The following is a 16,789-nucleotide window of genomic DNA, read 5'->3' on the forward strand; positions in this document are numbered from 1 at the left end:
GCCCGGGTCAGGGACTTTTTAGTCTACTTACCCGATGTGTTGTTGCTCCCGGCAATATTGCCGATACCAAAATAACCGGCCGCCGAGTTGTTGATCTGGTTGTTGGAACCGGAAAAGTTCGCCATATCGACCTTATCCGTACCAACTCTCGGGTTATAGTTGCCGTTCATCACGATGGAGTTATCTCCCGCCGAGATGTTATTGCTGTTCATGGTATTGTAACTGTCTGTCGTGGAAGTATTTGTGCTCAAATTACGGCTGTCATAGCTGTCATGTCTGTCACTGGTACTGTAGTTACGACTGTCAGTGGTATTCGTGACACTGCGATTGCTGTAATCGCGGTTGTCGGTGCGGTTGTCATTACGATTCGTTGTGGTCGTATTGTACGAATCGGTTGTGGTCTTGTTATTGGAATTAAGCGTCTGGTCGCGTCCCGCCTTCGGTCCGGTATCCACATTGCTATTGACTCTAAAAAACCAGGCATCGGCCGGCCCGGCAGTCAGCGCCGCTGAAATCAGAGCGACAGCGGCTACGCTCGTGGTGATTCGTCTCATATCTTTCCCCTCCTAAAAGTTTGGAATCGCTCGGGTGAATCACCCTTTTACGATCCCAGTTAATTGAATGAACCCTAGGAACAGGTCTATTCAAGAGGCGTGCCAAACGATTTTGTGCTTGAAAAATTGGAAGAGCGGGAAAAAAGCCTCTTTTTTTTAGACGGTACCGTCTAAAAAAGAGAGGGTGACAAACTAACGGCAGTGAAGGGAAGGGGGGTCGTCCTGCAGGTTGGCCAGACAGCGGTGATTTCCTTCAGGGCGAATTTCCAGATCTGTTTCCAGGGTGAGGTTGTCCGGTTCGTAAAAAATACGGACATGGTGGGATCCGGCCGCCAGTCTTCTTTTTTGGAGAGGACTGGTCTGATTCGGTCCCCGATCAATAGAAACATACCCCCAGGGAATCGCCAGGACCGTCAGGAACCCTTCTGTCTTGAGAACCGGCCCGCCTTGACTCGTCGGCGAGGCAGGCCCGCCTTGCTCACCTCGCTGAAGCTGTGGCGAAGCGGGCATCGCCGCAGGCAAGGCAGGTTTCACTGGAGCAGTATTGGAAGAAACCGCCGGGTGAAGCATCCTGGAACGAATCCCAAAAAACAGGAGTAGTCCCAGAGCGGCAAGGGTCAAAACTACTGCAACTGCCTTACGTGAAGAAGGTTTTTGGGAAAGTAACGAGGAGGTTTTGACCTCCGCTTCCAGAGAGGCTGGCTGGGGCGTCCCCTCCACCCCAAAGACTGATTCCAGAAAATCAACCAGACCCTCGCGCTGGAGGGTGAAACCGTTTTGGACGGCAAACCGCGAGATTTCTTCGCGAAAAGCAGCCGCCTGGGGGAACCGGTCTTCCGGAGAACGTGCCAACGCCTTGCGGACGATCTCCCGCAAACGGGGGGGAATATGTTTCTCGTCCTCAGGGGTAAAATGGACCTTAATTTTACGGATGCGGTCGAGTGTCTCAATATCCGAACCGCCGCCAAAGAGCCGGCGGCCGGTCAGCACCTCGTAGAGGACAATGCCGGCGGAGAAAAGGTCGCTCGATTGCCCGATCTCCTGGAGGTTGGCCTGTTCGGGCGACATATAGGCGAACTTTCCCTTGTGGACACCGGAGACTGTTTCGGTAGTTCGGAGCGCCGCCTTGGCGATGCCAAAATCGGTCAGTTTGACTGTCCCATCATAGGAGACCAGGATATTTTGTGGAGAGACATCGCGATGGATAATCTGTAGATTCTTCCCGTGGGGGTCTTTTTTACTATGGGCATACTGAAGGCCGTCCAGGACATGGGTCATGATAAAGAGGATAACCGGAAGGGGGATTTTCCCTCCTGAACTACCAACCTTCTCCCAGAGCCGCCGGAGGTCAACCCCAGGAATATATTCCATGGCGATAAAATAGTCGTTCCCCTCCCGACCCAGATCATGGACCTGGACAATATTCGGGTGGGTGAGGAGGGCGGCCAGCTTGGCCTCGTCAATCAGCATCGTGAGGAAGGAAGGGTTGTTCGCCCATTCGGGCAGAATCTTCTTGATCACCAGCTCCTTCTCAAACCCCTGTTCCCCCTTCTGTTTGGCCAGAAAGATCTCCGCCATTCCGCCCCGGGCGATCTTTTCCAAAAGGAGATATTTACCAAACTGACTCGGGAATTCCATAAAGGGTCCTTCTAACAAAGCGACTGAAAAAAAGCTATAGACTTCAAACCGACCGATTGAGAGAGGGGGACCGACCGATTTCGAGAGGGTACTTCTCGCCAAAACGAATTAAACCCCACCCCAGCACCAAAAACAGTTGGCACAACTATTGAATAAGGAAAGAGACAATGAATCACTATTATTTTCAACGGTCATTTTTAACGAAACTATAAAAACATTATTCCGATAAGGGCATTAGATATAAAAATTTCATGTAATAGATTAGATATTGATTTTGAATCGTACAAGAGGGGTTGTCTTTTGAACCCTGGAGAGTTAGTGGACCCACTCACCTAGAAAAAGGAGTCTTTATGAAGAAATTAGCCTTCAAGGCGCTTTGTCTCTGGATAACGCTTCTCTTCTTCGTCCCTCCGGTGACCGCCAAAGAACCGGGGGTAGCCGTCCTTGAACTCCGCCACGCCTCGGTTTCCCCCACGGAGAGCCGGACGATGGCCCAGACCCTCCGCAAAAAACTCTCTACAGAAGGAAAGGTTCTCTCGGAGGCCGAAACCAGAGAAGGACTCAGCGGTTTTCAGGATCAAACCCCAGTTAGTGGTCTTGGTGCTGTCTATGAAACGGCCATGCAGAACTACCGTCGGCTGGAACTGGAGACTGCAGAACGGGAATTAAAGCGGAAATTAGGAGAATCCCAGAGGGGTGAGTCACCCAAGGGGGGAATGACCTTGGAAGACGCCTTTCACCTGGTCCCGGCAACCCTCCTGTTGGGGGAACTGGCCCAAGCCCAGGGAAGACAAAAAGAGGCGGTTTTCTACTTTCGTGAAGCGGCCCGTCTTTCACTGGACACCCCGTTGAACGAAAAAAGATATTCACCGCAGATTCGTAAACTGTACGAACGGGAAAAAGAGACCCTTTTAAAGGATAAACAAAAACTGGCGCGGGTCCGGGTGGAATCCCCTGTCCGTGGCAAGGGTGCTTCACCCAAGGGTGATTCACCCAAAGTCCACTTGAATGGTATCCTGAAAGGGGAGGCCCCGCTTGTGCTTTCCGGCCTCCCGACAGGAAGACATTACGTTACTGTCACGGCGGAAGGATACCGGCCCTATTTTAGTCCGATCGATCTCTCTCCCGGAGTGGAAACCGGTGTCACCGCCACGCTTGAAAAAATGGATACGGGCCAGCAAGAATCCTTGGGTGAAGCACCCTTTGCCGGTTTTTCGGTCTCCAGCCTGCAAGCCCAGGAGGAGATCACGGGAAAGGCAGTCTCCGCCGGTAAACTCCTCGGCGTCGATCAGGTCATTCTTGTCTCCGTTACCGGGGAGGGGGGGCAGTTTCAGGCGACGGCCCGCCTTGTTGATGTTGTGAGCCGGCGGCTCCAACCGGCCGCCAGTATCGGATTTGACAAAACATCCCGTAGCCGGGAAGCGGCCTCTGCCAAATTGGCTTCGCATCTCACAGCCAAACCCTTGGCCATTGCCCAAAGGGAAGGTAGCTCCGTTCCTCGTTCTCCCTTGGGTGGATCACCCTTGGGTGGAGCACCTTTGAAAAATCGTTTCGTTTCTGAAGAAAAACCGCTCTGGGTAAAACCGATCTTCTGGATCATCAGCGGGGTCATCCTTGCCGGGGCAGGGACAGGGATTGGGCTCGCCCTTTCCAGTGGAGGGGGAGCCTCCGAAGTGCCGGTCACTGTTTCGGGAAATATTCCAAGTGTAACGGGTCAGTAGAGGTTTACCGATGAAACCTTGGTTTCTCACATTACTTGTCTTTCTCACCGCCTGCGGTTCTTTGGAAAAGGGAAGTGGGTCTTCGGTCGCCTTTGACCTTCCTCCCGCCCTGCAGACGCAAAGCACGACCGACACCAAGGCATTTTTGCTGGCAACGAACAGTGAAGAAACCAAAGAACTGGAACTCACCATCGCCGGTGGCAAGGTCTCCGGAACCATTAATCTGAAACCGGGTCTCTGGACCCTCGAACTCCATTTCTACCAAAAGGCACCGTCAGGGAGCTATCTCCTGGTCGCCATGGTCTCGTTTGGAGAAAAAGAGGTCGGGGAGGAGGGGCTGGAACTCTCTTACGACCCCTCCCAGATCTTCTTTGACGATTTTAACGGAACCTCCCCCTCGATCGCCTCTCCTTCGGTCTCCCTCCCTGAAAACTGCTCCAAGCTCTTTGATTGTGACGGGGATGGATTCAGCAACTTTGAAGAGATCAAAGCAGGGAGTAACCCCGAAGATGCCAAGAGTATGCCTCAAAAGAAGTCAGAGAGTGTCTCGGCCCCGGTCGCAACCACAACAACCATCAATAAATCTTCAGTCACTGTGACAACACCACCGCTGACACGTGTGATGGATGGACTCGTCGGGTGGTGGAAATTTGATGAGGGGACAGGATATCTGGCCAAGGACTCCAGCGGAAATGGGAATGATGGAACCCTGATGCCCCAGACCACCGAGAGTCCCGGGCGTCTTGCCAACGGAGTCTCCGGCGAATTCCTCCATTTTGACGGCGAAGGAGACGGGAGTCAGGATTATGTCCTCATCGGAGATAAACCGACTCTGGAAGGGATGACACAGTTGACGGTGGAGGCCTGGGTCAGGACCAACCATCCGAATCAAAAAAACACCGCTGTCATATCGAAGGACTGGTCAAATAATGGGTCCTATGTTTTACGAATGAATCCCAGCGAGGCAAACGCGAGTGACGGGATGATTAATTTTCGGACGGAAACCGACACGGGGGATGTCACAGAACGAAATGCGGATACGGAGTCCGGTCAGGCCATTAACGATGGTGCCTGGCATCACGTGGTCGGAACCTACGACGGTGCCACCCAAAAGATTTTCATCGACGGGATCCTGCAGAGCTACGTAGCACAGACCGGGATCATCGACACGGGAGATTACGATCTCTGTTTTGCCACCACTTGTTACACCAATGGTGACGGGAGCCGGGGTTTTTACCGATTTTTTATCGGAGACTTGGACGAAGTCGCCATCTACAACCGTGCCCTTACAACCGCGGAGGTCCGCAATAACTGCCAGGTCAATGACCCCACCGGAAGCACCTGTGCGGCCGATGATGTGCCGGATCAAATCACACCATCGGGCGTAACTCTCCCACCAACACGCGCGTTTATTTCCTGGAAGAGGGGAACGATTCCCACCGGAAAAACTTTTGATCATGATCAACTTTGCTATGCCACTAACGGTTCCGACATCAGCCCTCCAGCAAGCTGCCTGAACCCAACCAACCGGACAGTACCGTATCATGTTTTGGAACCCCTCACCGCCAACAACACTGACTACCGCTGGAAGGTCCGCACTTGTTACAACGCCGCCGGAACTGACTGCTCCGCTTATTCGCCGGTATGGAGTTTCTCGACCAACAGTCTACCGACCGCATGGTGGAAATTCGACCAGACACCGATTGTCAATGGAACGACCCTCTTAGACGTGGGAATCAGTGGTCAAAACGGGACATTTGTGGGCAATGGCACATGGGGGCACACCGACACAGGGGACGGCATTTTAGACACAGCTCTTTTCCTGAATGGGCTGGAAGAATATGTCGATTTAGGAACTCCCGCCTTTGTCGATTGGAACGCCAGTGAAGGAACCCTCAGCGGTCGCGTCAAAATCCTGGTTGTTGGGGGGGGCATCTTCTCGAATAGCGATGGAGATGCCTGGGTCAATGAGAGACTCACTCTATTCTTCCGGAACCTAAGCAACACATGGGGGTGGTCGTTTGCTGACGGCACAACGTCCCAAAATGACTCCTTCAGCCCACTGCCGCAAAACGAATGGGCCACATTCACCGTAGCCTGGAATGGAACAACAGTGTGGACTTATTTGAATGGTCTCCTCATTAACCAACAGGCCCAAACCGTTATTCCCGTACTCTTTTCGAACCCGGGTACATCATGGCTTGGCAGGACTCAAGGCATTTCACCCGACAACTTGGCAAACTACCTTGACGGATCGATTGATGAGGTCGCGATATTCAGGTACGCACTTTCCAGTGAGGCCATCATCAATAATTTCTGCGCCACTGAGGCATTGGCCGGAATCAGTCCGCTCCCGGAGGTTTGCCAATAATGAAAAGATTTTACCTCCTGCCACTATTCCTCCTGTTTGTTGCCTGCGGTTCTTTGGAAAAGGGAAGTGGCTCTTCGGTCGCCTTTGACCTTCCTCCCGCTTTGCAAACAGAGACCACCGCTGACACCAAAGCCTTTCTCCTAGCAACCAATGGGGAAGAAACCAAGGGTGACTCACCCAAAGAACTGGAACTCACCATCGCCGATGGCAAGGTCTCCGGAACTATTAATCTGAAACCGGGGCTCTGGACCCTCGAACTCCATTTCTACCAAAAGGCCCCGTCAGGGAGCTATCTCTTGGTCGCCATGGTCTCGTTTGGAGAAAAAGAGGTCGGGGAGGAGGGGCTGGAACTCTCTTACGACCCCTCCCAGATCTTCTTTGACGATTTTAACGGAACCTCCCCCTCGATCGCCTCTCCTTCGGTCTCCCTCCCGGCCAACTGCTCCAAACTCTTTGATTGTGACGGGGATGGATTCAGCAACTTTGAAGAGATCAAAGCAGGGAGTAACCCCGAAGATGCCAAGAGTATGCCCCAAAAGAAGTCAGAGAGTACTTCGGCGCCTGTCGTCACAACCACAACAAACACTCAGTCCTCCGTTACAACCCCTTCCCCCGCACCCCTCACACGGGTCATGGATGGACTTGTCGGGTGGTGGAAATTTGATGACCTACCCCCAGACTCCAGTTGCAATCCGGGAGCTACGGGACAAATAACCACGATCGATTCAAGTACAAATGGTTTTACCGGTTCCCTCAAAAATACCCCCTGCTGGGTTAAGGGGGTAAGTGGCTCCTCCTTGGAGTTTAACATCGGAGGGCCTGTGGAAGATTGGGTCTCTCTTCCCGCCAGTCTCAGCGATAAAATTAACGGGGCGGTAACCTTGGAGGCCTGGTTTAAAACGGCGGACGTAACCAGTGAGATGATGATCCTCTCCATCGAAGGGGCCTACATATTAATTCCCAACTGGAACTTTTCTTATCCAAGCTACGCGGCCGCCTTCGACGGTGGTTCTGGCGATGATACTTTCACGACCACCAACCTTAGCAATAATCAGTGGCATCATTTTGCGGCCACCAATGATGGAAATATCACAAAGGCGTACATCGACGGGGTTTTGTTGATGAAGACGGCCGAGACTCTTTTTAATCTGGCCTCTACCAACAGAACCTCCGCAATCGGCGCCCAGTGGGATGGGAATCTCGACCTCTTCAAAGGCTCGATCGATGAAGTCGCCATTTACAACCGTGCCCTCACAACCGCGGAGGTCCGTAATAACTGTAAGCTCAACGACCCGACCGGCTCGACTTGTGCCGCCGATGACGTACCAGATCAGGTGACACCGAGCTCAGCCCTGACTCTTCCCCCAACGCGAGCTTTTATTTCCTGGAGGAGGGGGACAATCCCCAGCGGAAAAACTTTTGATCATGATCAACTTTGCTATGCCACGAACGGTTCCGATATTTCAGGAGTGGATAATTGCCTTAATTCCACAAACCGAATAGTTCCTTATTTTCCCCTCGAATCACTCACCGCCAGCAACAGTGGTTATCGCTGGAAGGTCCGGACCTGCTATACGGATCAATCCTGCTCAGCCTATTCACCGGTCTGGAGTTTTTCGACGGATAATTCTGTAGTCGCCTGGTGGAAGTTTGATGATGCCGTTGGCAATCCTGATGGTTCCAGCACAACAGCCGATTCCAGCGGTAACAATCACACAGGAACAATGCAAAACATGGACGTGGAACGAGTTGGAGATCTCCTGCCGACAGACTGGATTTCGAGTGACGGAATCTTGGGAACGGCCCTAAATTTTGATGGGGTCGATGATTATGTCGAGGCCCCAGACCAAGCCTCATTGGATCTGGACACGGCTGTCTCGATTACGGCACGCGTCCGGCCCGAGGTGATGATTGAAGGGAGCGAGCGAGGTATTCTTTCTAAAGGACAGGTTGGAGGCGGGGGCGATGCCACATACGGAATGAGTATGTTTGCCAACGGGGAGCTGGCACGGATGTTTTTCTATATTGGAGCCCCCTTCTGTGCAGTCACCAACACCGTGGTGGTTGCCAACAGCTGGCACTTTCTGGCCGGTTCATACACCGAAACGACGACTCAGAAGATCTGTTACATGGATGGCCTCACGGGGACGGAGCCTTTTACGTCCCCTTCCCTGGATCCTAATAACACCCCACTCCGCATCGGTTGGGATGATGCCAATTCAGTCCGTTTTTTTCCTGGACTCATCGATGAGGTCGCCCTTTACAACCGGGCCCTGCCTCAGGAGGTCCTGAAAAATACCCACTGCGCCACTGAGGCGTTGGCCGGCACCAATCCGCTCCCGGAGGTTTGCCAATAATGAAAAGATTTTACCTCCTGCCACTATTCCTCCTGTTTGTTGCCTGCGGTTCTTTGGAAAAGGGAAGTGGGTCTTCGGTCGCCTTTGACCTTCCTCCCGCTTTGCAAACAGAGACCACCGCTGACACCAAAGCCTTTCTCCTAGCAACCAATGGGGAAGAAACCAAAGAACTGGAACTCACCATTGCCGACGGCAAGGTCTCCGGAACCATTAATCTGAAACCGGGGCCCTGGACCCTCGAACTCCATTTCTACCAAAAGGCACCGTCAGGGAGCTATCTCCTGGTCGCCATGGTCTCGTTTGGTGAAAAGGAAGTAGGGGAGGAGGGGATGGAGCTTCCATATGATGCCTCACAGATTGTCTTCGATGACTCTACCGGAACCTCCCCCTCTATCGCCTCTCCTTCGGTCTCCCTCCCTGAAAACTGCTCCAAGCTCTTTGATTGTGACGGGGATGGATTCAGCAATTTTGAAGAGATCAAGCAGGGGACGGATCCGGAGGATCCAAACAGCTTCCCTGGCAAGAAATCAACTAGCGTCTCGGCGCCTGTCACAACCGTAACACCCTCCCCGGTGACAACTCCTCTCCCTGTATCCCTCACACGTGTGATGGACGGACTCGTCGGCTGGTGGCGATTTGATGAAGGGACCGGTTTTACAGCAATCGATTCAAGCGGCAACGGGAATAACGGGACCCTTGTTCCGACAGAAAATCATCGAAGCCCCGGTCGGGTGGCGGGAGGGGTTTCAGGAGAGGCACTGCAGTTTGACGGAGTGGATGACTACGTGGATGGCGATTCAATCGCTCCCCTTGCCGGCAATCAGTCGATCACGATGGAGGCATGGGCCCGACCTAACTCCGGTTTCTCAGGGTCAAACGGAAGGACTCTGATGAGCCTAGGGACAGAGAAAGGTCGCCACCTGACCATAAGGGCGTTTAGCGATCCTGGCTGGAGTTTTTCGCGATGCAGTGGGGGACCGAGCCGCTGGACAGTCGGGGCAGATGATAACGGAATAGACATGTGGCACTGCGGGGCATTAAGTTCCGCAACCATAACCGGCTCATGGTATCATGTCGTCGCCTCTTATGATTCGTCCTCCCAAATCGTAAAACTTTATGTTAACGGGTTGCTTCAAACGACGACACAACTCTCAGGACCTCTTAATTTTCAAACAGGGTTCCTGATTGGTCAGGATCAGAATCTCAACCAGTGGTTTAATGGGCTTATTGACGAAGTCGCCATCTATAACCGTGCCCTCTCGACCGCGGAGGTCCGCAATAACTGTCAGGTCAATGATCCGACCGGCTCGACTTGTGCCGCAGGCATTCCCATTCAAAAGACCCCCACGAATGGCGTCACCTTGCGAATGACCCGGGCCTTTCTGAGTTGGGATCCGGTGAATGCCCCCAAGACAATCGCCTACTACCAGGTCTGCTACCTGAGCACAAACTATGGTCTCGATCTTAATACGGAGGGCCGATGCGGCGACATGCAAACGACCGCCAATCCTTATCTTGCCTTGAGTGAGGATTATCTGCAGAGCGGTCAGACCTATCAATGGAAGGTAAAAACCTGTTACACGGATGGCACCTGCTCCGCCTACAGCCCAGTCTGGGAATTTTATCCCGAATACTCCCCCTTATTGGCCTGGTGGAAATTTGATGGAGACGTATTGACGGATTCAAAACAAGGATCTTATCCCGGTTCGGCCCCCACAGTGAGTGGATTCGGACTCCCCAATGCCGTGCAATCAGGGGGCTCGTGCCATGGATTGGCTGTTCAGAACCTCCTCGATGGGGCCGCCTGCTTTGATGACTCGGATGGGAGTGATGATTACATCAACCTGGACCCTCAGGCCGCCAGTTTCAGTTTTGCCTACGATGAAGCGGCGACCATTTTTGTCCGCTTCCGGTATGATAATGACAGCTCGGGTGCTTCCCTTTTTAACCTGGCCCCCGGCGAATCTGGAGGACCACAAACTAGCATAGGACTGACCGGTAGCTCGGAGTCAGATCCCGATAAAATCTATTTTGAGGTAGAAGATACCCTGGCGTCTCGGGGATACCCTGCAGGTTCACGGGCCAACGTACTCCGGTACAGTACCACAAAAGTAAAAGTAGGAACCTTTAGTGATGCGGTCGGTATCTACGACAAGGGAACCGTCTCCCTCTACCACAATGGGGCTTTTCAGGGTAGCGGTAGTTATAACTTTCTCTTCGGTCGTGAATTTGCCAATACGGCGATCCACACATCAGGACGAATCGATACCCTCTGTTCAGAAGCTGGAGCCCCCGGCCCTTGCACGACGCCGAGCAACATCCTGATCGACGAGATAGACTTCTTCAATACCGCCCTAACTGCCGAACAGATTGTCAATATGACCTGTGCCGTCGAAGCCTTGACCGGCACTGATCCTCTTCCGGAGGCATGCCGATGAAAATAAACCTCATGTCTTCTCTTTGTACTAACCCCTCCCAACCTCCCCTTACGCTAAGGGGAGGAGTTCCCCCTCTTAGTGTAAGAGGGGGTCAGGGGGAGTTAGTTAAAAAGGGAAGAGGGTTTATTTTATTTCTCCTCTTTTTTGTCACCGCCTGCGGTTCTTTGGAGAAGGGGAACGGCTCTTCGGTCGCCTTTGACCTTCCCCCCGCCCTGCAAACGCAAAGCACGGCTGACATCAAGGCCTTCCTGCTGGCAACAAACAGTGAAGAAACCAAGGGTGATTCACCCAAAGAACTGGAACTCACCATTGCCGACGGCAAGGTCTCCGGAACCATTAATCTCAAACCGGGGCTCTGGACCCTCGAACTCCATTTCTACCAAAAGGCGCCGTCAGGAAGCTATCTCTTGGTCGCCATGGTCTCGTTTGGAGAAAAAGAGGTCGGGGAGGAGGGGATGGAGCTTCCGTACGACCCCTCCCAGATCCTCTTTGACGATTTTAACGGAACCTCCCCCTCAATCGCCTCTCCTTCGGTTTCTCTTCCTGAAAACTGCTCCAAGATTTTTGATTGTGACGGGGATGGATTCAGCAACTTTGAAGAATTGAAGAATGGGAGTGATCCCGAGGATGCCAAGAGTATGCCTCAAAAGAAGTCAGAGAGTGTCTCGGCCCCGGTCGCAACCACAACAACCATCAATAAATCTTCAGTGACTGTGACAACACCACCAACACGCGTTATGGACGGACTTGTCGGGTGGTGGCGGTTTGATGACTTGCCTGCAGGCTCCAGTTGCAATCCGGGAGATACGGGACAGTTAACCACAGCCGATTCAAGCGGCAATAAACTAAACGGTCTGCTCAAAAATACCCCCTGTTGGGTAGAAGGGGTCAGCGGAAGCGCCCTGGAACTCAATAACACGATGGGCCCAGACGAGGATTATGTTGAAATCCTGGATAACGATCTGCTCGATTCCCCAAAAACATTCGAGATCTGGATCTACCCCACAAGAGATGCCGGTCAACCCAGAGCCCTCTTTGACAAGTATAACGGCGATTCTGCGGATGGGGGAGGTTATTTTATTTCTCTGGGCCGCAATGACAACCAGGTTTCCATCGACTCCCCGCTCTCCCTGTGGTCCGTTACAGAAGTTCCCTTAAATTCCTGGACACATGTTGTCGTCACTCGTGATGATGGCTCCTCTTCAATTTATCTTAATGGGCTGAAGGTAGCCAGTTCAACAACCTCGGCGGCATGGGTGGCCAACACCTTAAGCCTTTGGCTTGGAGTCAACGTGAATGGCAACACTATTTATGAATTTTTCAGCGGGAGAATGGACGAAGTCGCCATCTACAACCGTGCCCTTTCCACCGCCGAAATCCGCAATAATTGCCAACTCAACGATCCGGGAGACCCTTCGGCGGCCTCAGGGCAAGCCTGTGCGAAGGACGATCTGCCGACCCAACTCACTCCGTTAAACGGCGCAACATTGGCTCCCGCCCGTCTGTTTTTGTCGTGGGAGGCTGGAACCGTGCCGGATGGAAAAAACATTACTCATTATCATTCGTGTTACACTTCTGAGGCTGCCACAGCGATTGATGGAAATGATGAGTGTGCCAACGGGTCTAACGACCGGGCTGGAACTTTCAGAGTCCTCGATTCCGATTCCGCCGGTTTTAACAAAACCTATTACTGGAAAGTACAGACCTGCTACGATGCGGCCGGTACGGATTGTTCCGACTACTCCCCGATATGGTCCTTTTCCACTGATAATTCGCGGGTAGGATGGTGGAAGTTTTATGAGGGGAGTGGCACAACGGTAACTGATTCGACGGGGCACGGGCACGCCGGTAATCTATACGCCGGGGACAGCTCACCTGCGTGGGGACCAGGTGTTTTCGGTAACGCCATCGATTTGGACGGCATTGACGATTATGTCATCGTAGGCGGTAACGCCGCTCTTGATCTCACCACCGCCTTCTCAATCACCGCCTGGGTGAAGCCATCTGGCACCATGCCCAATGATACCGGTATTTTCTCCAAAGCAACGGCCGGTTCCTATTCCATGACAATCGGGGCTAATGAAGGGGAGGGAATGGACTTGAACGTGTATGCCGGCAGTGCCACGGCAGGAAATTATTGCGCCCTCAAGGGGGCCTCATCAACGGGGGTCCTTGATTCCTGGCATTTCCTGGCCGGGACTTTTGATAGTTCCCAAGGTATCCGTTGTTACCTAGATGAAGAAACGGGGAGTCAGGGTTATTTAGAAAGTATGGCGAGCAATTCGAACGATATTTGGATCGGCCACGACACTGGGAATGCTCAATACTTTAACGGTCTTATCGACGAAGTTTCTTTGTACAACCGCGCCCTTTCTGCCGAGGAAGTTAGAAATAATTTCTGCGTCGCCAAGCCGGGGAGCTGTCAGTAGGGGCTTATTTTTTAAGATCGTATTCTTTAATCTTCTTAAAAATCGTCGAGACGGCAAGCCCCAGTTCGCGGGCGGCGGCTGCCTTGTTCCAATCGGTTTGACGAAGTTTTTCTAAAATCATCTCTTTTTCCATCTCGCCAATCGTCTGCGGCTCCTGTTTCTCTTCGGAAACGGATTGCGGCAGAAAAACGATATGCTCCCCTTGGATCCCCTCCGAACCGGCCAAAAGGGCGGACCTGAGAATGACGTTTTTTAATTCCCGGACATTGCCGGGCCAAAGATGGTTCTTGAGCTTCTCCGACGCCTCCCTGGAAATAGCGGCCCCCTCATCCGGCCTCATTTGACACAGAAAATGTTCCGCCAAAAGGGGGATATCCTCACGCCTCTGCCGCAACGGGGGGATTTCGACCGGCATCACAAAGAGACGGTAGTAAAGATCTTCACGAAACCCTCCCTCCTGCACGACACGGGTCAGGTTCCGGTGGGTCGCCGCAATCACACGACATTTGACAAAAATCTCCTTTTCTCCCCCCACCCGTTTGATTTTCAAGGATTCGAGCGCCCGCAACAGTTTGGGTTGAAGGTCGAGCGGGATTTCTCCCACCTCATCCAGAAAGAGGGTCCCCCCCTCCGCCTGCTCGAAGGCCCCCCGATGCAGTTGGGTCGCTCCGGTGAAGGAACCCTTTTCGTGGCCGAAAAGCTCACTCTCCACAAGCTGAGGGGAGATAGCGGCACAATTGACCGGCACGAATGGGAGCAGGGCCCTTTTGGAAGTCCGGTGGATCGCCTGGGCGACCACCTCTTTGCCGCTCCCGGTTTCCCCCAAAAGAAGAACCGTCGCCTCGCTGTCAGCAACCTTGCCGACCAGTTGAAAGACCTTTTTCATCACCGGAGAGATTCCCAGGAGATCGCCGGGCCCCCCATTTTCTGGAAGGTCAAAATTCTGGGCCCCCTTGGGTGGAACACCCTTGGTCTTGGTAACCGTCACCGTTTCGGTCGCCGGGTCATCGGATCCCGCTAAAAACTGAAGTATCCATTCCCCCATTTCAATCCGATCCTTATCCTCCAGTTTGGCGGACCGGACCGTCTTTCCATTCAGCCGGAGTCCATTCTTGCTCCGATCCTGGATCTGGTAAAAACCACCGTCATAGCTGACAACCGCATGAAGCCTGGAGACCTGGGTCCCTTCCAGGGTGATATCGCAGGTGGACTGGCGTCCGAGCGTCGTTTCCCCCCGCCGCAGAGGGAAGGAGAGAACCTTTTTATCGTTCTTGAGAAAGACAAGTTGGGCCATAATTTAAGGGTGCTCCAGAATTCTTTGGTACCGCCCCAGGGCCAGTGTCGGAAAATAATCCCGGTACCCGTGGTAGCGGATGTAAAAGTGGCCGGGAAATCCGGTCCCGGTAAAGTGCGCCTCTTCCCAGGTGCCATCGGCGGTTTGTTTTTCGACCAACCAACTTATTCCATTTTCGACAACACCACTTTCAACTTCACCGGTGGGACCGGCCCCGCCCGCCGCGATCAATCCCATCAAGGCCCAAGCGGTTTGGGAGGGGACACTTTCTTTTAGTGAAACAAATTTTTTCTGACGGTAAGAATCACACGATTCTCCCCAGCCGCCATCAGGGTTTTGAACCGATTTTAACCAGGAAACGGCACGCCGGATGTACGGCTGACGAAGATCTTCACCGATCGCCGCCAGCCCCTGAAGGACCGCCCAGGTCCCGTAAATATAATTAACCCCCCATCGTCCCCACCAGCCCCCCCACGGTTCCTGAGTTTTTTTGAGGAAGGTTATTGCTTTGGCAACAACAAGGGAGCTCATTCTCTCCGGTCCCTCCGAAAGAAGCTCCAGCATCCGGCCGGTGACATCCGGTGTCGGCGGGTCGAGGCAGGCACCGTGGTCCGAAAAAGGGATCCGGTTGACCCAACCTTGGGTGTTGTCCTTATCAAACGCCGCCCAGCCGCCGTTCCGGCACTGCATCGAAAGGAGCCAATCCAACCCCCTGCGGATCGCCTCCTCTTTTTCCGAAGGAGGAAGACCCACTCTGTTCAAGAAAAAAAGGACCTCAATCGTGTCATCGACGTCCGGAAAATAATCGTTTTGAAACTCAAACGCCCAGCCGCCAGGGCGCCCTTTTTTATTTTTCAAGCCCCAGTCTCCGTAAAAATCCAGGATCTGTTTCGAAATCAACCAGCGGCCGGCACGGAGCAGGGGAGGGGAGTCGGCCGGTTCCCCCGCCTCCAAAAGCGCCATCCCGGCCCACGGGGTATCCCAGACTGGAGAAATACAACATTGCTGGTGGTTTTGATCGCCGGAGGTTTGTTGAAACCGTTTGAGGCCGCTCCAGGCCTTTTGGATCGTCGGGTCGGTGTTGGGATGGCCGAGGGCGGAGAGGGCGTAGATGGCATAGGCCATCGCCGGAAAGATATCCTCCGTCCGGGCGATATGGTCGCGAACCCATCTTTCGCAAAAATCGAGAGATCTTTTTTTACTTGTTAGAGCGGGTGGCGAGGGTCGGGCGCCCGGCCGAGCGGAACGGGTGAGCACGGCTGGGCGGAACCCGAGACAGGACCCGCTCAAGTCGGGAGGATTGGCAAAAATTTCATCGATTGAAAGACCTGGAATCGGTCGCGATCTTTTCTGGTCCAAGACGATCAGGAGCGGGACGATGGAAGCCCGGGCCCAGCTGGAAAAGGAATAGATATTGACCGGGAACCAGGAGGGGAGGAGGGCAAACCAGACCGGCATCAAGGGGCAAGACTCCCAGGGAACAAGCCCGAACAGGGCGAGATGGATCCGGGTAAAGACCCGCACACGCTCCACCCCTCCGGCGGAAAGGATAAATTGTCGCGCCTTTTGTAAAACGGGATCGTTGGCGGGCCTGCCGGAAATTTTGAGGGCCAGATAACATTCCACCGTCGCTGAGAGATCTCCCGGTGCGCCGTAGTAGATCCCCCAGGAACCATCTTCCTTCTGTTCGGAGAGGATCCGGTTCGCTAACCCTTTTTCAATCGCGGGATCAACGACACCGATATAGCGCATCAGAAGGATCGTTCCGGCCCCGATCGTCTCGTTCGCCTCGAGGGGATACCACCAGTACCCCTCCGGGTTCTGTCGGGAGAGCAACATCTCCCTCGCTTGGGACAAGGCATCGTCGAGGGGGATCTCGTTAGTAAACATACGGGGTAATAGAAACGAAAGGGAGGCCGCTTGTCAACGACCTCCCTGAAAGGCAACGCTACGGGTGTTGCCCTGGGTGAATCACCCTTGGGTGTAG

9 protein-coding genes are annotated in these 16,789 nt (G+C 53.4%); 5 read left to right on the forward strand and 4 right to left on the reverse strand.

All coding sequences use genetic code 11. The features are described from left to right. Positions 1-23: 23 nt before the first annotated feature. Positions 24-554 (reverse strand): hypothetical protein, encoded by a 531-nt coding sequence (locus tag HYS22_00150; protein MBI1908573.1) that lies wholly within the window; start codon positions 552-554, stop codon positions 24-26. A gap of 192 nt (positions 555-746) precedes the next feature. Further along, positions 747-2,192: a serine/threonine protein kinase gene (locus tag HYS22_00155; GenBank protein ID MBI1908574.1), complete on the reverse strand. Its 1,446-nt coding sequence runs from the start codon at positions 2,190-2,192 to the stop codon at positions 747-749. 350 nt (positions 2,193-2,542) lie between these two features. Here HYS22_00155 and HYS22_00160 point away from each other — a divergent pair, with 350 nt between their 5' ends. From HYS22_00160 to HYS22_00180, 5 genes are read left to right on the forward strand one after another with little or no spacing between them, the layout of a single operon-like run. Then, complete coding sequence (locus tag HYS22_00160) at positions 2,543-3,913, forward strand: PEGA domain-containing protein (GenBank protein ID MBI1908575.1); 1,371 nt, start codon at positions 2,543-2,545, stop codon at positions 3,911-3,913. Between the two features lie 10 nt (positions 3,914-3,923). Next, positions 3,924-6,284, forward strand: coding sequence for a LamG domain-containing protein (locus HYS22_00165; GenBank protein MBI1908576.1), 2,361 nt, complete (start codon positions 3,924-3,926; stop codon positions 6,282-6,284). Continuing rightward, positions 6,284-8,641, forward strand: a complete 2,358-nt coding sequence (locus HYS22_00170) for a LamG domain-containing protein (GenBank protein ID MBI1908577.1) — start codon at positions 6,284-6,286, stop codon at positions 8,639-8,641. The genes HYS22_00165 and HYS22_00170 overlap by 1 nt, the downstream gene beginning before the upstream one ends. Continuing rightward, positions 8,641-11,079 carry a laminin G domain-containing protein gene (locus tag HYS22_00175; protein MBI1908578.1) on the forward strand — a complete coding sequence of 813 codons (2,439 nt, stop codon included), beginning with the start codon at positions 8,641-8,643 and terminating at the stop codon, positions 11,077-11,079. The genes HYS22_00170 and HYS22_00175 overlap by 1 nt, the downstream gene beginning before the upstream one ends. Then, positions 11,076-13,508 (forward strand): LamG domain-containing protein, encoded by a 2,433-nt coding sequence (locus HYS22_00180; protein MBI1908579.1) that lies wholly within the window; start codon positions 11,076-11,078, stop codon positions 13,506-13,508. Before HYS22_00175 ends, HYS22_00180 begins: the two co-directional genes overlap by 4 nt. A gap of 4 nt (positions 13,509-13,512) precedes the next feature. Here the strand turns inward: HYS22_00180 and HYS22_00185 are convergent, their stop codons facing one another. Then, a complete protein-coding gene (locus tag HYS22_00185; protein ID MBI1908580.1) occupies positions 13,513-14,802 on the reverse strand; it encodes a sigma 54-interacting transcriptional regulator in 1,290 nt (429 codons plus the stop codon). 3 nt (positions 14,803-14,805) lie between these two features. Beyond that, entirely contained in the window at positions 14,806-16,692 is a 1,887-nt protein-coding gene (gene shc / locus HYS22_00190; GenBank protein MBI1908581.1) for a squalene--hopene cyclase, read from the reverse strand. Positions 16,693-16,789 lie beyond the last annotated feature (97 nt).

This window comes from Deltaproteobacteria bacterium (genome assembly GCA_016177765.1).
In the GTDB taxonomy this organism is placed as follows: Bacteria; UBA10199; UBA10199; order JACPAL01; family JACOUP01; genus JACOUP01.